Source organism: Methylobacterium frigidaeris (genome assembly GCF_022179185.1).
GTDB lineage: Bacteria > Pseudomonadota > Alphaproteobacteria > Rhizobiales > Beijerinckiaceae > Methylobacterium > Methylobacterium frigidaeris.
Map to the genome: position 1 here is coordinate 13,700 of NZ_BPQJ01000048.1, position 19,231 is coordinate 32,930.

Annotated in this window: 12 protein-coding genes and 2 pseudogenes; 7 read left to right on the forward strand and 7 right to left on the reverse strand. The window is 66.6% G+C overall.

Annotated features, from left to right (window positions below; genetic code table 11):
- Positions 1-13 precede the first annotated feature (13 nt).
- Complete coding sequence (locus MFF64_RS30195; protein WP_238193170.1) at positions 14-5,827, reverse strand: HAMP domain-containing protein; 5,814 nt, start codon at positions 5,825-5,827, stop codon at positions 14-16.
- 544 nt (positions 5,828-6,371) lie between these two features.
- Here MFF64_RS30195 and MFF64_RS38675 point away from each other — a divergent pair.
- On the forward strand, positions 6,372-6,620 hold the full coding sequence (locus MFF64_RS38675) for a DUF6894 family protein (RefSeq protein WP_438823106.1): 249 nt from the start codon (positions 6,372-6,374) through the stop codon (positions 6,618-6,620).
- Here the strand turns inward: MFF64_RS38675 and MFF64_RS30200 are convergent.
- The 4 genes from MFF64_RS30200 to MFF64_RS30215 all read right to left on the reverse strand — a co-directional run bounded on the left by MFF64_RS30200 (position 6,617) and on the right by MFF64_RS30215 (position 10,767).
- Complete coding sequence (locus MFF64_RS30200; protein ID WP_238193171.1) at positions 6,617-7,561, reverse strand: AraC-like ligand-binding domain-containing protein; 945 nt, start codon at positions 7,559-7,561, stop codon at positions 6,617-6,619. The genes MFF64_RS38675 and MFF64_RS30200 overlap by 4 nt on opposite strands.
- 333 nt (positions 7,562-7,894) lie before the next feature.
- Positions 7,895-8,110 (reverse strand): hypothetical protein, encoded by a 216-nt coding sequence (locus MFF64_RS30205; RefSeq protein ID WP_238193172.1) that lies wholly within the window; start codon positions 8,108-8,110, stop codon positions 7,895-7,897.
- 863 nt (positions 8,111-8,973) lie between these two features.
- Positions 8,974-9,573 carry a hypothetical protein gene (locus tag MFF64_RS30210; protein WP_099901969.1) on the reverse strand — a complete coding sequence of 200 codons (600 nt, stop codon included), beginning with the start codon at positions 9,571-9,573 and terminating at the stop codon, positions 8,974-8,976.
- 18 nt (positions 9,574-9,591) lie between these two features.
- Positions 9,592-10,767, reverse strand: coding sequence for a zinc-dependent alcohol dehydrogenase (locus MFF64_RS30215; RefSeq protein WP_099901972.1), 1,176 nt, complete (start codon positions 10,765-10,767; stop codon positions 9,592-9,594).
- Between the two features lie 317 nt (positions 10,768-11,084).
- Between MFF64_RS30215 and MFF64_RS30220 the strand changes: the two genes are divergently transcribed.
- The 6 genes and pseudogenes from MFF64_RS30220 to MFF64_RS30245 all read left to right on the forward strand — a co-directional run bounded on the left by MFF64_RS30220 (position 11,085) and on the right by MFF64_RS30245 (position 16,023).
- Positions 11,085-11,294, forward strand: coding sequence for a hypothetical protein (locus MFF64_RS30220; protein WP_238193173.1), 210 nt, complete (start codon positions 11,085-11,087; stop codon positions 11,292-11,294).
- Between the two features lie 108 nt (positions 11,295-11,402).
- Entirely contained in the window at positions 11,403-12,500 is a 1,098-nt protein-coding gene (locus MFF64_RS30225) for a two pore domain potassium channel family protein (RefSeq protein ID WP_238193174.1), read from the forward strand.
- 93 nt (positions 12,501-12,593) lie between these two features.
- Positions 12,594-13,361 (forward strand): Crp/Fnr family transcriptional regulator, encoded by a 768-nt coding sequence (locus MFF64_RS30230; protein WP_238193175.1) that lies wholly within the window; start codon positions 12,594-12,596, stop codon positions 13,359-13,361.
- A 980-nt stretch (positions 13,362-14,341) separates the two neighbouring features.
- Positions 14,342-14,569: pseudogene (locus tag MFF64_RS38230) on the forward strand (peptidoglycan-binding domain-containing protein); the annotation flags it as partial.
- A 325-nt stretch (positions 14,570-14,894) separates the two neighbouring features.
- The gene (locus MFF64_RS30240; RefSeq protein WP_238193177.1) at positions 14,895-15,284 is read left to right on the forward strand and encodes a peptidoglycan-binding domain-containing protein; all 390 of its coding nucleotides are present in this window, start codon (positions 14,895-14,897) and stop codon (positions 15,282-15,284) included.
- 166 nt (positions 15,285-15,450) lie between these two features.
- On the forward strand, positions 15,451-16,023 hold the full coding sequence (locus MFF64_RS30245) for a type 1 glutamine amidotransferase domain-containing protein (protein ID WP_238193178.1): 573 nt from the start codon (positions 15,451-15,453) through the stop codon (positions 16,021-16,023).
- 17 nt (positions 16,024-16,040) lie between these two features.
- Here MFF64_RS30245 and MFF64_RS30250 read toward each other — a convergent pair whose 3' ends face one another.
- Entirely contained in the window at positions 16,041-17,996 is a 1,956-nt protein-coding gene (locus MFF64_RS30250; protein ID WP_238193179.1) for a PAS domain S-box protein, read from the reverse strand.
- A 723-nt stretch (positions 17,997-18,719) separates the two neighbouring features.
- Positions 18,720-19,131 (reverse strand): annotated as a pseudogene (locus MFF64_RS30255) (VWA domain-containing protein); the annotation flags it as partial.
- Between the last annotated feature and the right edge of the window lie 100 nt (positions 19,132-19,231).

Sequence of the window (19,231 nt, forward strand, 5' to 3'; positions counted from 1 at the left end):
TCCGACGGCGACGTCACAGCGGCTTCTGCGCCGGTGCCCGCGCGCCCTCCCTGATCACGGCCGCGCCGTTCGGCGCGGCGCCGCGCCGCTCCAGCTGGACCCGGAGCGCGGCGAGGAGCTGGTCCACGTCGACCGGCTTCGAGACGTAGTCGGAGGCGCCGGCCTCGATGCACTTCTCGCGGTCGCCCTTCATCGCCTTCGCGGTGACCGCGATCAGCGGCAGGCGGCGGAAGGCCGGCATGGCCCGGATCGACCGGATCGTCTCGTAGCCGTCCATTCCTGGCATCATGATGTCGATCAGCATCGCGTCGACGGTCGGGTTGGCGGTGAGGAGAGCGATGCCGTCCTGCCCGTTCTCGGCGAACAGGACCTCGAGCCCGTGCTCCTCCAGGGCGCTCGTCAGCGAGAAGATGTTGCGCAGGTCGTCGTCGACCAGGATGACCTGGCAGCCCTGCAGGCTCGCGGCGTCGGCCCCCGCGACGAGGATCGGGTCCTCCGGCCTGGCGCTGCCGATCGCCCGGTGCAGGAACAGGGCGGTCTCGTCGAGGAGCCGCTCGGACGAACCCGTGTCCTTGAGGATGATCGTCGAGGCGGTGTGCCGCAGCTGCTGCTCCTCGGCCGGCGTCAGCTCGCGGCCGGTATAGACGATGATCGGCAGTTCCTCCCCGTCCTGCGAGGCGCGGATCTGCTCGATCAGCTCGGCGCCGCCGAGATCGGGCAGGCCGAGATCGATGATCGCGCAGTCGAAGCGCCCGCCCGTCACGGCCTCCAGGGCGGCCGCGGCCGTGCCGACGGCGAAGATCCTGACATCCTCCTCGCCGAGGAGCGCCGTGATGCTCGCGCGCTGGTTCTCGTCGTCCTCGACGAGCAGCAGATTGCGCACCGGGCGGGTGATGAAGTCCTTCGACCGCTCGAGGGCACGCAGCAGGCCCTCCCGGTCGACCGGTTTTTCCAGGAAGCCGAACGCGCCCGCGCGCAGGCCGCGCTTCTTCTCGTCGTTGACGGAGATCACGTGGATCGGGATGTGCCGGGTGCGGGGATCGTTCTTCAGGAGGTCGAGGAGCGCCCAGCCGTCCATGTCGGGCAAGCCGATATCGAGGGTGATGGCGTGCGGCTTGAAGCGGTGGGCGAGGCTCAGCGCGCCGGCGCCGTCCTGGGCGATGAGGCCCTTGAACCCGCGCTCGCGGGCGAGCTCGAGCAGCACCGAGGCGAACATCGCGTCGTCCTCGACGATGAGCACGATGTGATCGCCCGCGTGGATCGCGTGACGGTCGTCGGCCGAGGCCGAGAGCGCCATCGCGGCGCTGGGCTGGCGCCCGACCGGCGCCGAGGCCCCGTTCGCCTCGGACGCATCCGGCGCGCGGCCCGTGACCGTCTGCACCGGCGGCTCGCAGGGCAGGAACAGGGTGAAGGTGCTGCCGGTGCCGAGACGGCTCTCCACCACGATCTCGCCGCCGAGCAGGCGTGCGATCTCGCGGCTGATCGCGAGGCCGAGGCCGGTGCCGCCGTACTTGCGGCTCGTGGTCCCGTCGGCCTGCTGGAACGCCTCGAAGATGATGCGCTGCTTGTCCTCCGCGATGCCGATCCCGGTGTCAGTCACCGACAACGCCATCCACCGGCTCCCGGCGCGCAGGGGCGAGCCCTCGGCCGATCCGATCCGCAGGGAAACGCTCCCCGCCTCGGTGAACTTGAAGGCGTTGGAGAGCAGGTTGCGCAGGACCTGCTGCAGCCGCTTCGAATCCGTACGGACGGACCGCGGCAGACCCGGCTCGACCTCGATCCCGAAGGCGAGGTGACGCTCCTCGGCGACCTGGCGGAAGGTCCGGTCGAGGTTCTCGACGAGGTCCTGGAGCGCGACGTCGCCGATCTCGAGCGACACCGTGCCGGATTCGATCTTCGACAAATCGAGGATGTCGTTGATGAGCGACAAAAGGTCGGTGCCGGCCGCGTTGATCGTCTTGGCGAATTCACGCTGCTTGTCGGTCAGGTTGCCGTCGCGGTTCTCGGACAGGAGCTTGGAGAGGATCAGCAGGCTGTTGAGTGGCGTGCGCAGCTCGTGACTCATGTTGGCGAGGAACTGCGACTTGTAGCGCGAGGTCAGGCTCAGCTGCTCGGCCTTCTCCTCGAGCGCCGTCTTGGCGACCGAGACCTCGCGGTTCTTGCCCTCGACCTCGCGCTTCTGGATCTCGAGCAGCCGCGCCTTCTCCTCCAGCTCCTCGTTGGTCTGCTGCAGGCGCTCGCGCTGGCTCTTGAGCAGGTCCTCGGATTGCTGGAGCGAGGCGGCCTGGAGTTCCAGGCGGTCGTTGGTCTTCTTCAGTTCCTCCTGGCGGCTCTGCAGCTCGCCCGTCAGCAACTGGGACTGCTTGAGGAGCCCTTCCGTTCGCATGTTCGCCGCAATCGTGTTCAGCACGATGCCGATCGACTCGGTGAGCTGGTCGAGGAAGGATTGGTGCGTCTCGCTGAACCGATTGAACGAGGCGAGTTCGATCACCGCGCGCACCTCCTGCTCGAACAGCACCGGCAGCACGATGATGTTGAGCGGCGTCGCTTCGCCGAGCGCCGAGCCGATGGTGACGTAGTCGCCCGGCACGTTGGTCAGCAGGATGCGCTTCTTCTCGTAGGCGCATTGCCCGACGAGGCCCTGGCGCAGGCGGTAGCGGTTCGAGAGGTTCTTGCGCTCGGTGAAGGCGTAGCTCGCCACGAGGTCGAGGATCGGCTCGCCGGCCTCGTCCTCGACCATGTAGAACACGCCGCGCTGGGCGTTCACCAGGGGCGCGATCTCGGACAGGATCAGGTTCGAAACCGTGGCGAGGTCGCGCTCTCCCTGCAGCATGCGGGTGAACTTGGCGAGGTTGGTCTTCAGCCAGTCCTGCTCGGCGTTCTTCAACGTCGTGTCCCGCAGATTGCGGATCATCTCGTTGATCGTGTCCTTCAGCGCCGCGACCTCGCCCGAGGCCTCGACGGCGATCGAGCGGGCGAGGTCGCCCTTGGTCACCGCGGTCGCCACCTCCGCGATGGCGCGCACCTGGGTCGTGAGGTTCGCCGCGAGCTGGTTCACGTTGTCGGTGAGGTCGCGCCACAGGCCCGCGGCGCCGGGCACCCGCGCCTGGCCGCCGAGCTTGCCCTCGACGCCCACCTCGCGGGCGACGTTCGTGACCTGATCGGCGAAGGTCGCGAGCGTCTCGATCATCTCGTTGACGGTGTTGGCGAGCGCCGCGATCTCGCCCTTGGCATCGACCGAGAGCTTGCGCTTGAGATCGCCCTGCGCCACCGCCGTCACGACGCTGGCGATGCCGCGCACCTGACCCGTCAGGTTCGCCGCCATCATGTTCACGTTGTCGGTGAGGTCCTTCCAGGTCCCGCCGACACCCTTCACCTGAGCCTGCCCGCCGAGCTTGCCCTCGGTGCCGACCTCGCGGGCGACGCGCGTGACCTCGGAGGCGAAGGAGTTCAGCTGGTCCACCATCGTGTTGATGGTGGATTTCAGCTCCAGGATCTCGCCGCGAACGTCGACGGTGATCTTCTTCGAGAGGTCGCCGTTGGCGACGGCCGTGGTGACCTCGGCGATGTTGCGGACCTGGCCGGTCAGGTTCTCGGCCATCATGTTGACGTTGTCGGTGAGGTCCTTCCAGGTCCCGCCGACGCCCTTCACCTGGGCCTGGCCGCCGAGCTTGCCCTCGATGCCGACCTCGCGGGCGACGCGGGTCACCTCCGAGGCGAAGGAGTTGAGCTGGTCCACCATGGTGTTGATGGTGGATTTCAGTTCCAGGATCTCGCCCTCGACCGCGACCGTGATCTTCTTCGAGAGATCGCCGTTGGCGACGGCCGTGGTGACCTCGGCGATGTTGCGGACCTGGCCGGTGAGGTTCGCCGCCATCATGTTCACGTTGTCGGTGAGGCCCTTCCAGACGCCGCCGACGCCCTTCACCTGGGCCTGGCCGCCGAGCTTGCCCTCCGTGCCGACCTCGCGGGCGACGCGCGTCACCTCGCTCGCGAAGGAGTTCAGCTGATCCACCATCGTGTTGATGGTGGATTTCAGTTCCAGGATCTCACCCTTGACGTCGACGGTGATCTTCTTCGACAGGTCGCCGTTCGCCACCGCCGTGGTCACGTCGGCGATGTTGCGCACCTGTCCGGTCAGGTTCGCCGCCATCAGGTTCACGTTGTTGGTGAGATCGGCCCAGGTGCCGGCCACGCCCTCCACGCGGGCCTGGCCACCGAGCTTGCCCTCCGAGCCGACCTCCTTGGCGACGCGCGTCACCTCGGAGGCGAAGGAGTTGAGCTGGTCCACCATCGTGTTGATGGTGTTCTTCAGCTCCAGGATCTCGCCCTTGACGTCGACGGTGATCTTCTTCGACAGGTCGCCGTTCGCCACCGCCGTGGTTACGTCGGCGATGTTGCGCACCTGTCCGGTGAGATTCGCCGCCATCAGGTTGACGTTGTCGGTCAGGTCGGCCCAGGTTCCCGCAACGCCCTTGACCTGCGCCTGACCGCCGAGCTTGCCCTCGGAGCCGACCTCGCGGGCGACGCGGGTCACCTCCGAGGCGAAGGAGTTGAGCTGATCCACCATCGTGTTGATGGTGTTCTTCAGCTCCAGGATCTCGCCCTTGACGTCGACGGTGATCTTCTTCGACAGGTCGCCGTTCGCCACCGCCGTGGTCACGTCGGCGATGTTGCGCACCTGTCCGGTCAGGTTCGCCGCCATCAGGTTCACGTTGTTGGTGAGATCAGCCCAAGTGCCGCCGACGCCCTCGACCTGGGCCTGACCGCCGAGCTTGCCCTCCGTGCCGACCTCGCGGGCGACGCGGGTCACCTCCGAGGCGAAGGAGTTCAGCTGATCGACCATCGTGTTGATGGTCAGCTTGAGGGCCAGGATCTCGCCCTTGACGTCGACGGTGATCTTCTTCGACAGGTCACCCCGGGCGACCGCCGTGGTGACCTCGGCGATGTTGCGGACCTGGCCGGTCAGGTTCTCGGCCATCATGTTGACGTTGTCGGTCAGGTCGGCCCAGACGCCGCCGACGCCTTTCACCTGGGCTTGCCCGCCGAGCTTGCCTTCCGTGCCGACCTCCTTGGCGACGCGGGTCACCTCGGAGGCGAAGGAGTTGAGCTGGTCCACCATCGTGTTGATGGTGTTCTTCAGCTCGAGGATCTCGCCCTTGACGTCGACGGTGATCTTCTTCGACAGGTCGCCCCGGGCGACAGCCGTGGTGACCTCGGCGATGTTACGCACCTGTCCGGTCAGGTTCGCCGCCATCAGGTTCACGTTGTCGGTGAGATCCTTCCAGGTGCCGCCGACACCCTTGACCTGCGCCTGACCGCCGAGCTTGCCTTCCGAGCCGACCTCGCGGGCGACGCGCGTCACCTCGCTCGCGAAGGAGTTCAGCTGATCGACCATCGTGTTCACGACCTTGCCGATACGCAGGAACTCGCCCCTGAGCGGGCGCCCCTCGATCTCGAGCTGCATGGTCTGGCCGAGATCGCCCTTGGCCACCGCGCCGATGACCCGTGCGACCTCCGTGGTTGGCTGGACGAGGTCACCGATCATCGCGTTGACCGAGTCGACGCACTCGACCCAGCCGCCCGTCGCCGCCGGAAGCTTGCCGCGCTCGCCGATCCTGCCGTCCTTGCCGACGGTGCGCGCCACGCGGTCGAGCTCGCGCGCGAGCCCTTGGTTCAACTCGACGATGTCGTTGAAGGCCTCGGCGATCTCGCCGTCGATGCCCGTCAGGTCGAGGGGCAGGCGCGTCGAGAAGTCCCCCTTCCGGAAGGCCCGGAGGCTCTTGAGGAGAAGCTTCGGCTCGAGCTGCGAGGACACTGGCGTCATACGGACACACCTGCGGACGGCAAAGGGCCTGCCGCGCCGGTGGGCGACTCAGTCCGTGCACCTCGCCGAAATCCGACGGGGTGCGGTGCTGATCGTGACCCTCCGACGGGCGGCGACCCGTGCTGGTAAAGGTATGTCTCGCAACACGCAAGCTTACCTGAGGGTAATACGTGGTAATGGCGCGGTGCCGATTCCTCACTTCAAGGCCATTTACCGATCTCACACTCTTTTCATCAATCTCCCAAGATGCAATCAGGGGTAGGATGTGATATGTTTATTTGTTTATAAAATTACCCTGGGTAGCATGAGGCATTTAACAAAAAATATAAAATTTTATCTCGTCAAATAATGTCAGACTGGCGATATTTGGCTCAGCAGATGCGCCGTTGGGATTGCATTGGTTGCATAAAATAGGTTGCGTCAGGGCGCAATCCATTCGCTTCGGCGGCGAATTGCACAAATAGCCGACGGATTGTGCCGCTTAGGCCGATGGGATCACTACCAGGTGCTCTATAGCAGCTTGCCCCAGCGCGGTTCAAAGATAATGCCTCGGTATTTTTTCCATATCGACGAAAAGCGTCACCACATCGACACGGAGGGAGTCGATCTCTTGGGGCTCGATGCAGCCAAGAGGGAGGCTATGACGATTGCCGGCAAGTCGATGATTGACAATGCGGCGAGCGACATTTGGTCGAGCGGGTCATGGAGTTTGACCGTTGCCGACGAGGCGGCACAGGAGCTGTTCGTTGTTCGGCTCTCGACACGGTGTCGGGACAGTGCAGGTTCCAGTTAGGCTGTCTTCGACCGGCGGCGCTCACTGGGCAGCAGGCCATGGGCGGCTTTGAACCGCCGGCCGAAATGCGTCATGTCCGAGAACCCCCAGCCATAGGCGATCTCGCTCACCGTGCGATGCGCCTGCGCGGGATCCTCCAGAGCCTGCCGGCAGCGCGCGAGGCGCCGTGTCTGAATGAGGTGCGTGAGCGAGGTGTCCTCGTCGGCCAGCACGGCGTTGGCGTACCGCACGCTCACGCCGGCAGCATCGGCGATCGCGCTGGCCTGAAGCGCGGGGTCGGCCAGGCGCGCCTCGACCTCGATATGCAGCCGCATGCGAATGAGCGACCGGGCGGACGAACGGCGGGGCGTCATCTCGTTCGCCGCTCTCCCGAACGAGAGGGCGATCAGATCGAGCAGATGCGCCTCGACCAGGCATTCGGCCGAGCCCGCGACGTCGACATGGGACGGCAACATGGCCATGTAGGCGGATGCCAGACGGCCTTCCGGCGTTGCCAGCTTGTGAGCGAGCAGGTCTCGCATCTGCCCGAGACGGCTCTCCAGAAGGGTGCGTTGAACCTTGACGACGAGGACTTCAGAGCCGTCCGAGAACTGCCCCCGATAGGGCAGGCTCGGATCGATCAGCGCGATATCGCCCGGCTCCAGCACGACTTGCCGGCCATTCTGCTCGAGAGTGAGGCGCTGCCGATACTGCCGACATAAGAAAATCTCGTCGTGATTCGTGCGAGACAGATGCCGCGTCGCATGATTGACCGCCATCCCCGAGTTCTGAAAGCGGACAAGATCGAGTGAGCCGATCGATCCCGCACGCAGCTCTGCCCGGAACGTTCCCCTGCAATCCGGTCTGGAATCGTGGTCGACGACGTCGCGACAGGCGACCTCATGCCAGTAATCGAACCGGTCGCGCTGGTGAACGTCGTCCGTCGTGAAAACCGTCTCCATTATCCTTCCCTGCGGCCCTGCCGGCCGATCGACGAAATCGGCGCACCGAGCCGATCCTGTTTCCCATGGCCGTGCACCACGATAGCCGATCGAGTCAGACGAAGGCATGCGCCATCGTCAAGTCCGGACGGCAGGGAGGGCCTCGGCTCCGAATCTTCTCGACAATCGGGATCGGCCAATTCCAGTTGGGCCAGCGTCGGAAGCTTTCGTGTGCAAAGGCTCGGGCTCTCGGAGCGTCCATCCGGCTACGTAGCCCTGGTGCAGGCCGCTGGGACTCGAACCCTTTCGGCTCGGCCGTGCGAAGGGTGACGCAGGCGTGTCCGTGGAGACCGGCTAACGCTGCTCATCCTCCACGATCAGGGACAGGCATTCCAGAGCGCGCTTTCGGCCGTCATCGGTTCGGATGGCGAACCAGAGTCGCATGCAACCCAAAGCTTCCGACATTTCACCAACGGAGTGATCTCTTGGCGAGACGATGCCGAGAGCAAGCGTAATCTTTTCTAGAATCGATTTGGAATCCTTTATGTCGGCTTCACCCTTGCTGCTCATGTCCGACTTGGCTTTCTACAGCGGATACGATCAGTTTGCTTGTGCTATGATGCCAGGCAATCCCTGATCCAGCTCTCTGCCCCGATCATGCTATCGAAGATGCGGCCATTATTGATGATCTTCTCGTGAAATGCGGTCTCCAGAAAAAATTTCCCTGCATTGTCTTCGTGTAGATCTCCCAGCAAGACAAGCACGGCTACGAGACTGTCTGCGAGGAAAACGAGGTGCCCTTCTACGCTTCCACGTACGGCAATGCTGACAGGCACGAACTTAAGATCCATATTTTTGTTCTGGGGACAACGCGAGCCATCATGAGCCTCATGTAGAGCGCTCGGCCATGCGTGAATCGGCCGAAACGGCACAATCTATCGGCTTTGCGAGCACACCCGACATATCGCGACCCGTCGCGCACGAGGCTCGATCATCCGGCCACGCATGCAGGCCGCGCCACGCGTGCAGGCCGCGCCACGCGTGCAGGCCGCGCCACGCGTGCAGGTCGCAATCCGGCGATGGGAACTGGCATCGCGCCCTCCAGTGTCGCCCTGAACGTCTCACGCCGTCCCCGGCCGCCTGATCCGGTGGGCTCAGACATCCAACCGCTCGACGGGTCGGGGATCACGGTCTTAGGGCGATGCGCACGTCCATGACGCATCATCCAGAGACGGCACTGCCGAGCGCCGGCAGATCGGCCGAGCGTGAGTGGCGGGGTGTTCAACGCACCTCCCGCAGCAGCATCTGCTGCCGACGGGAGGCGCGTTGCGCCGGCCGGTCCATCGAAGTGTCCGGCGCGACGTCGATCCTTGTCCTCGCGGGGACAGGGTCCGCGCCGTGAGTGCTCGCTCTTCCGCCCGATCAGGGCTGCCTCAAGCGACGGACGGACGCTGGGAGACCGCAGCGAGGGCGGGGGCGTGCCGCAAGTCGGGCGGGGTCTTGAAGTCCCGCGCCGCGCCGCGGGACGCGGCGACGCCACGCGGAAATCCGCTGCGGTCCCGGTAGGATTTCCTCCGGCCCGCGCTGCGGCTGTGCCGCATCGTGGTGGCCTGGGCGTCGATCAGGTCGACCGCCGTGATGCCGAGCAGCAACGCCAGAGCGATGACGACGTTGTCGCGCTTCGGGTTGTCCGGTCGAAGCGCCGTCATGACGGTCGCGATGTCGAGGCCGTCGCCGGCGACCCGGCTCCAGAGCCCGAGCTTCTTGTCGACCGACAGCGAGAGGATGCCGCTGCCGATCTCCCGGGCGCCGTAGACGCGCACCAGGGCCTCCTTGCCCTCCATGCCGAGCGCGCGCGTGATGCGCCCGGGCGCCAGGAGTTCGGTGAGGCCGAGGCCGAGGCTGAACCAGCCGAGCCCTCGGGCCAGGCTGTCCGGGACGCCGCGCGAGCTCGGTCCGGAGTGAAGGACCTTCGGATCGCCCTCGGACCGCGCGATGTTCGAGAGGCCCGTGATGCTGGAGAGTTTCGTCATGATCTTTCTCTCGACATATCAGGGTTTGAGGACGACCTTGATGCAACTGTCCTGCTTGTCCCGGAAGGTCCGGTACATCTCCGGCCCTCGGTCGAGCGGGACCTCGTGCGTGATGACGAAGGAGGGATCGATCTGCTCCTCCTCGATCCGGCGGAGGAGATCGGCGGTCCACCGTTGGACGTGGGTTTGCCCCATGCGGAAGGTCAGGCCCTTGTTCATCGCCGCTCCCATCGGGATCTTGTCGGCCAGGCCGCCATAGACGCCCGGAATCGAGATCAGGCCCCCGGGCCGGCACACATAGATCATCTCACGCAGCACATGCGGCCGGTCACTCTCGGCCAGGAAGATCTGCTTGGCCCGGTCGTAGACCGTGTCCGGCATGGCGGGGGTGACATGGCTTTCCATGCCGATGCAGTCGATGCATTTCTGGGGACCTTCGCCGCCGGTCAGCTCGTTCAGCCGCTCGACGACGTTCTCCTCGTCGAAGTTGATGGTGATGGCGCCGCCCGCCTCGGCCATCTCCAGCCGCTCGGGCAGGTGATCGATGGCGATGACCTGCTCGGCGCCGAGGAGGACGGCCGAGCGGATCGTCATCTGGCCGACCGGCCCGCATCCCCAGATCGCCACGGTGTCGGTCGGCTGGATGTCGGCCTGGACGGCCGCCTGCCAGCCGGTGGGGAAGATGTCCGAGAGGAAGAGCAGCTTCTCGTCGGGAATGCCCTCGGGCACCTTCTGGACGGTCGAATCGGCGAACGGCACGCGCAGGTACTCGGCCTGGCCGCCCGGATAACCCCCGGTGAGATGCGTGTAGCCGAACAGGCCGGCGGTGGTGTGGCCGAAGACCTTGTCGGCGAGGTGCTTCTTGCGGTTGCTTCTCTGGCAGACGGAGAAGTAGCCGCGCTTGCACTGGTCGCACTCGCCGCAGACGATGGTGAAGGGCACCACGACCCGGTCGCCCTTCTTCAGCTTGCCATTGAGCCCGCGCCCGGTCTCGACGACCTCGCCCATGGTCTCGTGACCCATGACGTCGCCGGGCAGCATGGCGGGAATGAAGTTGTGGAACAGGTGCAGGTCCGAGCCGCAGATCGCGCAGCTCGTGACCTTGATGATGACGTCGCGCCCGTCCTCGATGTCCGGATCGGTGACGGTGTCGCAGCGGATGTCTTCCTTCCCATGCCAAACCAGGGCTCGCATCGCCTTCTTCTCCCGTCGGTCGAGATGCGAGAGCCGGGCTCGAAGCCGTACAGCCCTGTCGGCCTCAAGCTCTCGCGGGGATGATGGTCGGGACTGCGATGTGGCGAACCGGGACGACAAAGGCCGCGTTCCCGCGGATGAATCCGTAGGAGACCTCCGGTGCGAGCCGGTGTCCCGGATCGGGAGAGGGCGTCCTGCGCGCCTGGGACGGATCCCGTGTCACACCTAAGGACAGACCCTGTCGCCCGGCGGGATGAGCGGTGTCACGGTCGCGGGCCCGAGGGCGGCCCGGCCGCCCGCCGATCCGGAGACATGCCGTGACCGATCTTCTAGCGGACGCCGACCGGGACGCCTGCGCGCGCGACGCCACCGCGACGCTCGAGGCGGCGCTCGACCGGCTGTCCCCTGAGATGAGGAGCGCCTTCTGGGCCGCCGTCGACAGGCTCTATCGATCGGAGGCTCATGCCGATGGGCAGCCCGCCGGGGCGGCACCAGGGCCGAGCCTGGACGTCCGGCTGCCGGCGTAGGCCCACTCGGTACCGTCCTACGTATCGATCGCAGGAACGGGCTCAGCAGCGGCCGGTTCGCGACGGGAGTGGCGCCTGCGGCGCACGGAGCCTCGCGGCAGGCTGATCATGGTGTCTTTCCTCGAACGCGCGTCGGGGGCCCTCGTGATGGGGATCGTCCTCCTCGACGTCTTTCTCACCGTCCTCTACGCCCGCATCGGCACCGGCTTGATCGCCGAGCGTGCCGCGCATCTCACCTGGATCGCCTTTCGCCGGGCCGCCGGGGCGGCCGACGCGCGACGTGGGGTGGTGCTGTCCTTCTGCGGCCCGATGATCCTCCTTCTCTACGTCCTGCTCTGGGCCGGCGGCCTGACGCTCGGCGCCGGGCTCATCATCCATCCCGGTCTCGGGACCGGGGTGCAGGCGGGCAGCGGCCCGACGCCCACCGACTTCCTCACCGCGCTCTATGCCGGGGGCAGCAGCATGGCGATCGTCGGTGCCAGCGACTTCCGGCCCACGACCGATGCCTACCGCGCCGTCTACCTGGCTAACTCATTGGTCGGCATGTCGGTGACCTCACTCGTCCTGACCTACGTCATGCAGGTCTACGGCGCCCTGCGACAGCGCAATGCGCTCGGGCTGCAGTTCCACCTGCTCTCGGGGGAGACCTCGGACGCCGGTGAGCTGCTGGCACGCCTCGGACCTCGCGGCCAGTTCAGCGCCGGCTACAGTCACCTCGTCTCGCTCGGCGAGGCCATGGTGGCGATGAAGGAGGCCCATCACTTCTACCCGGTGCTGTTCTACTTCCGGTTCCGGCAGCCTTACTACTCGGTCTCGGCACAAGCCCACCTCGCGCTCGACACGGCGTCGCTGATCCGCAGCACGCTCGCCGGTGAGGACACGGCCTGGCTGAAGGAGGCCGCCGCGGTCGAGGAACTCTGGCGCGTGGCCCAGATGCTGGTCGTCACGCTCGAAACGGCGTTCCTGACGGGCGATCCGCCGGTCGCGACGACCGTCGATCCTCGCGAGCGGCAGCGTTGGCGCGCCCATCGGGAGCGGGCCGCATCGCGGCTCGCCGAAGCCGGCATCACGGTCGCGCGCGAGGAGACGGCCGCGCAGGCCTATCTCGACCTGCGTGCGCAATGGTGGCCGCACATCGCGCGGCTGGCTCCCGCGATGGCCTACCGGAGCGAGGACATCGAGGCGCATGGACCGGAGAAATCCTAAGGAACAGGCCGGATGTGTTCGCCCCGCGGCGATGTGTGAATAAGGTCCTATAATGGAGGAAGCTCGATGGGGACACTCGCCACGACCGCCGTGATGGATCCCGCCATCTCTGGATTCGCCCGCGGACCACGACAAGCGGCTCCGGCGCCCGGACGGGACCGCTCGGCCTGTGCGCTGGCGCGCAAGCTCGATGGCTTCGCCCCGCTTGACGAGCAGGACCGAGCGGCGCTCGCCGACCTGATCGGCTATGTCCGGCCGGTCGAGCGGCACACCGTCCTCGTGGAGCAGGACAGCGTGGCCGATCACGCGATCATCGTCTTTGCCGGGTTCGCGAGCCGAGACAAGCGCCGCGCGTCCGGCCGTCGCCAGATCGTGGCCTATCTCATCCCCGGCGACCTGTGCGACCGCGGTGTCCTCCACGACTACTCGCTCGACCACACGATCGAGGCCCTCATGCACTGCCTAGTCGCCAAGGTCCCGCGCACGGCTTACCTCGACCTGCTCGGCCGGCATCCCCGCATCGCGCTCGCGCTGCAGCGCGCGAGGCTCGCGGAGGAGGCGACGGCGCACGAGTGGCTGGCCAATGTCGGCATGCGCTCGGGTACCGAGCGCATGGCGCATCTCCTGTGCGAGTTGATGGAGCGTCTGGGCACCGTCGGCCAGGTCACGGACGGTCAGTATGACCTGCCGCTCACGCAGACCGATCTGGCCGATACACTCGGCCTGTCCAGCGTGCATGTGAACCGCGTGCTGCAAGCCCTGCGGCGCGACAAGCTGATCTCCTTGGGTGGGCACCGCCTGCGGATCCTCGCACCGCGGCGGTTGCGCGAGTTCGCGGAGTTCGAGGCCGGGTACCTCTGAGAAGGCCGGCGACTGCAGCTTCGCTGAGCGTCCAGGCTTGGCATCCTCTACCCCGGCCGAACAGGTAGGTGGGACCGTTCCGGACAGGAGGCTCCTGCTCACCCTGCGCGGATGGCGGTGGACCGGCATCGGCCGGTGACGGCCCGACACGCCCTCCCCATCGTGGATGACATCGACATTCCCGTCGCGATCCCGGTGCCGCTCGACCGCGGCGAATGGTCGGTACCCTGCCTGCGGCTAGGGCGCCGTTCCATCCACGGCCGCCACCCCCGCCATCCGGCCGAGATGCCGGCAGCGACCTCACCCACCGCGCGGCGCATCGAGGTGCGGCAGTTCTCCTATCTCGACCCGGCTCCTTCGATTTGTTTGCCTCGATCTTGCTTCCCTCGACCTGGCTTGTCGGCGCCGGACCACCGCTGAGGCGTCCGCCGACCTCCACATGCCGACGAGCCGTGCGATCGTGCCTCGCCTGATCGCGCGCCTGCCGACGCCCGACGCGCCGGTTCCTTGTCCAGCAAACCGGAACCTGATGCGGGCGCCGCATTCGCCGTGGCAGCCCGGGCACCCGTCGCACGGGGGCCCGCATCGACCACCGGATGGTCCCGAGCCGAAATCGACGCTGCCGCCGACCAGCATCCACGTGAGGTGGTGCGCGGTTGGGCTCCACGGCGAAAAGCGGATCGTCGGCTCAGCCCTCAGCCCGGCCTCTCGTCGATGTCTTCCCGATGCTCTGAGCGGAGATCGGCCGCCCCGTCGCTCGCGAGGGGCCGATGATGTCGAGCGGCCATCTCCGCGGACGCATCGGACCGAGTCGGGACACTCCGTGCCGGTGTCGGGCGCACCCACGAGGCAAACCTCGTCGTACCTAAGCTTCTCCCGGACATTTCCTGAGGAATCCTCCTTAGGAACGGCGGTTGCCGGTCATGGTTCGGATCTACGCCGCATGGGCTCAGGTATTGCCGCATGGGCATGAGGTATTCATGGCGTTGAGAGAAGCCTTTCTCGCGGGCACTGTGCTTGCCGCGCTGGCGGGTGGGTACGCGCAAGCTCAGCAATCGGCGGCCAGCAACCAGCGCACGTCACACAACCAATCGGAAGGACAGGCCACGCAGATCTTCGTGAGCTCGGCCGGGGTGCGGCAGATCCAGCAGGCCCTGACCCAGAAGGGCTACAGTACGGGCAACGTGGACGGACGTTGGAACGGGCAGACCGCGGCGGCGGCGCGCAGCTTCCAGCAGGCGCAGACCATGGAGCCGACCGGCACGCTCACCATCCCGCTCGTCTACGGCCTCGGTCTCGACCAGGACATCATCCTGGGCAATACGGGCGCGCAGGGCGGCCAATCCGGCGACCAGAGGACCAAGCAGGCCGACAATCAGCGCGTCGTCGTCGAGCGCGCGAACAGCCGCGGCATCCCGCTTCACGTCAGCCCGGCCGCAACCGAGCCAGGCGGCCGGCACGGGAGGCGATCGGCAGGTCGACAACCAGCGCATCGCCGTGGAGCGCGCCGACAGCCCCGGAGAGCCGCTCTGGATGAATTCCGACGGCGTGCGCCAGATCCAGCAGGTGCTGAACCAGCGCGGCTATGCGGCCGGTCATCTCGACGGCAACTGGAACACCGACACGGCGCTCGCCGCGACCCACTTCCAGCAGGCGCAGGAACTCGAGCCGACCGGCACGCTGACCACGAATCTGCTCGCCTCGATCGGCATGCCGCGCTGGCAGAGGGGCGAGTTCATGGCCGGCATGACGGCCAACGCGAACGCGGCGGGCAACCCCAATCCGCAGACGACCGGCACCGTCTCGTCGACACGCGGTTCGGGCCCGTCCGCCCAGGGCGCCACGAGCGGCGGCGCCACGAGCGCCAGCCCTCCCGCCGGACAGGGCAGCGGCGAAGGACAGGGCGCGTCGGGCACGCGATAGCCTGGCCTGACCGGTGCGGCAGGTTCGCGTCCTGCCGCAGCCTTGGCCTGCCCGGCCCTCGTGCCGGGCAGGCGCTGCTCAGGGTCCGTGAGGCCGTGGCGTCTGCGTCCCGATATCCCCGTCCGATTTGCCCTGCATCGCCATCCTGGCGGAAGGAGAGAACCCTATGGCTCACGGATCACTGAACGGCGTGCGAGTCGCGATCCTCGTCACGGACGGATTCGAGCAAGTCGAGCTGACCGAGCCGCGCAAGGCCCTCGACGAAGCCGGGGCCGAGACGCGTCTCGTCTCGCCGAAACCCGACCGGGTCAAAGGGTGGAACTTCACCGATTGGGGCGACGCGCTGCCCGTCGACGTTCCGCTCGCTCAGGCGAGGCCCGACGACTTCGACGCCATCCTGCTGCCTGGCGGGGTCATCAACCCGGACACGCTCCGGATGGACGAGAATGCCATCGCGTTCGCGCAATCCTTCCTCGATGCCGGCAAGCCCGTGGCGACGATCTGCCATGGTCCGTGGACGCTGATCGAGACCGGCAAGCTGAAGGGAAGGCGGATGGCGTCGTGGCCGTCTCTGCAGACGGATCTCGAGGCCCAGGGCGTCGAGTGGCTGGACCAGGAGGTCGTCGTGGACGGCAACCTGGTGTCGAGCCGGATGCCGGACGACATCCCGGCCTTCAACCGCGAGATGGTCGCGCTGTTCGGCCGGTCCAGGGCACAGGCGGCACGGCCTGCCCCGTGAGCTGAGCCGACGCGGATTCATGCCCGGCGGTCGCCGGCCACCTCGGGGGCCATGGCAGCCCGGGTGTCGAGGAGATCCTGGGCTGCGCGGCCTGAAGCATCGGGCGGATCGGCGGGGCGCACGCCGGCCGCGGTCGCGATCAGAACCGCCTCGGGCAGGGTGCGGGCACCGAGCGCTTCCATGACCTTCGCGCGGTGGATCTCCACCGTTCGCGGGCTGAGGCCCAGGGTGCGGGCGATGGTCTTGTTCGTGCCGCCCGCGAGCAGGCCCTCCAGCACGGCCCGCTCGCGTGCCGAGAGCGCCGCGATCCGATGACGCGACGCGTCGCTCTCGCGGTTCCGGTCCGCGACGTCCCGGATCTCGGCCAGCGCAGAGCTGACCGCGAACAGCAGCCCATCCGGCGCCCAGGGGTCTTCGAGGAAATCGACCGCGCCCGCCTTCATCGCGCGGACCCCGAAGCCGGTGTCGCCTCCGCTCGCGCCGATCGCCACCACGGGCAGGTGGGCACGGTCCGTCTTCAGCGCGCTCGCCACCCCGAAGCCGCCGGCCTCCTCGAGGTCGAGCACGACGCAGCCCGGCATCAGGGAGCCGGCGATCTTGAGGAACGCCTGGCCGCTCGCGAAGGCCTGCACCTCGTAACCGGCGGCCTGTAGAGCCCCCGCGATGCGATGCCGGGCATCATCCCCGGCTGCGACAACGTAGACGCGCAGGCCGGTATCGGTAGTGACGTCCTGCGCGATCCCGCCCACGAAGCGGATGCGCCCGTTGCGCCCGGGGATCGGGAAGAAGGTGTCGCGGATCCGTCGCACCCCCTGGTCCGAGGCGCGCAGGATCCGGTATCCGAGCACCAGCGTCTCGCCGCCGCCCACCCGCTCCAGCGCCTGTGCCGCACCGTCGCGGTCCTCCGGGTGAACGCTGGCGAGCCAGCCCACGAGGTCCGGCATGTCCCGGGCGGGCATGCCCCAGACCTGCGCGAAGGAGGAGCTGAGATAATCGAGCTGCCCGCTCTCCAGGTCCGCGAGCCAGAGCACATTGGCCGAATGCTCGGCGAAGCGCCGGAAGCGCTCCTCGCTCTCGCGCAGGGCCGCTTCCGTGCGCTTCTCCCGATCGACGTCCTGCATGACGACGATGGCGAGCTGGATACCGCCGTCGCGCTCCCACACCGGAATGGCACTGACCCGCATCCAGCTCTCGTCGCCCTCCCGGGATCGGTGCAGGAAGTTCATGCCCTGCACGACCTCACCCCGCATCGCCCGCGCGAAGGGATAATCGGACGGGCTCACGACCCGGCCCTCCGCGTCGAAGCCGGTCCATTGCGGCTGCACGTCCGGATCGACCGCCGGCGCCATGCCGTGGGGAAGAAATCGCCGGCAGAGCGGGTTGGTGAGCAGGGCTCGCCCATCGGCTCCGAAGAGCCCGGCCGCGAAAGGCAGATGCTCGATCAACGTACCGAAGCGCGCCTGTTGCGCCTCGATCTCCCGCAAGGCGGATCGGAGTTGCTCCTCCGTGCGGACCCGTGCCGTCGTTTCGTGCACATGACAGAGCACACCCCGCACATCCCCTTGTTCGTCCCGAACCGGCGAGTAGGCAAATGTCCAGCTTGTGTCCTCCCGCGATCCGTCACGATTGACCGTCACGGCATAGTCTTCCAGGTAGCTGGCCTCACCCTGGAGCGCGCGGTCCGTCACCGGTCCGATCTGGTCCCAGGACTCGTGCCAGACCTGGGGGAAGGGGCGTCCGAGCGCCTCGGGCTTGCTGCCGAGGATGGGCCGATAGGCATCGTTGTAGAAGCTGATGAGGTCGGGCCCCCAGGCGAGGTAGGTTGGAAAGGCCGAGTTGAGCATTCCGCTCAACGTGTACTTCAGCGCGTGCGGCCACGTGTCGAAGGGGCCGAGAGGCGAGGATCGCCAGTCGTACTCTCGAATGCGGATGGCACTCTGACCGCCACCGGCGAGGAAATGTCCATGGTCCACGGCGACCTCCTTCGGGGCCCAATCCGAAATGGGAGCTCCACGAAGTTGCAATTACTTATGTTGTAAAAAGGATAAATAGATGATTGTTGTCAATACAACCGACCCCTATTTCGTCGTATCTCGCAAGAGAACGGATAATAATTTTGCGCTAAACGTGATTAATGTCGTGCAAAATGACAAGGCGTGTATCGCTGGGGATCGTTCTGTCTCTCATGGTTGAGCATTGGTTCTTTGGCCAAACCGACCGGAAGAATTCTTACATCGATCGATCATATCTTTCTCAATCGATGTCTGATTATACAGTCGGGCACCGAAGTTTATGATACATTCAAGAGAAGCCGTAAAACTGCGTGTCTCCCGTGCAAATTGCGCGATCATGCCGCATCGCATCTGCTATTTTTCGCGGTGATGACGATGCGCGGCGGCGATCATCCTTGCTTGCAGCGCGTCTCATGACGAAGTGCTGGGTTGGATCGCGTCCAGGGAGCGGCTTCCTGTGCGCACTCACGCCGTTGCGTGCAGGTTGGTCATCGCAATACATGCGACTCTGACACTGCGGCAACTCTCGATCGAGGTTCACGCTGGGCCACGATGAAGGCCGCCGGTCGCGCCGCATGTCGCGCGCCGGCGGGCCGCATGACATGCTCCTACCGCCTGCGCGGCGTCAGGTCGGTAGACCGTCTTGAGCGCCGCCCTGTGACAGATCGAGCGACGCCACCACGGTGCGGCAGCGGCACCGAAGGGCGCGTTGCGCGGGTTGTAGCCCTCACGCGTCTCGGCGTCCGGCGGCGGCGGGCCGAAGCGGTTCTCGTGCGGCACGTCCTCCACCCCGTAGAAGCCGATCTCGCGACCGCGGTCGTCGTAGCGCGGGATCGGCGACGGGGCGTGTCCGCCGGCGCCGACGATCAGGCTCCGCACCGCGCCCGGCTTGCCCTCGAAGGTCGCACCGCCGCGCGCCGGGACGGGCGGCACCTCGTGGCCGTCGGTGACGAAGACGAGGTCGCTGCCGAGATCCGCCGCCAGCCCGATCGCCCGGAACAGGCCTGCGGCGGGCTGTCCCCTCCCAGCCCATGCGCCAGTCGAGCCCCGCGAGGACGTCGTCGAGGGCAGCGAAATCGGCGCAGGTCTCGATCGGCTCAGCGTTCCACGTCTCCGCAGCGATCGTGCCGTGAGGCCGAACGTGTCCGCGCGATGAGGAATGTTAACCCGGCGAGAGGGCGGTCAAAATTTCTTAA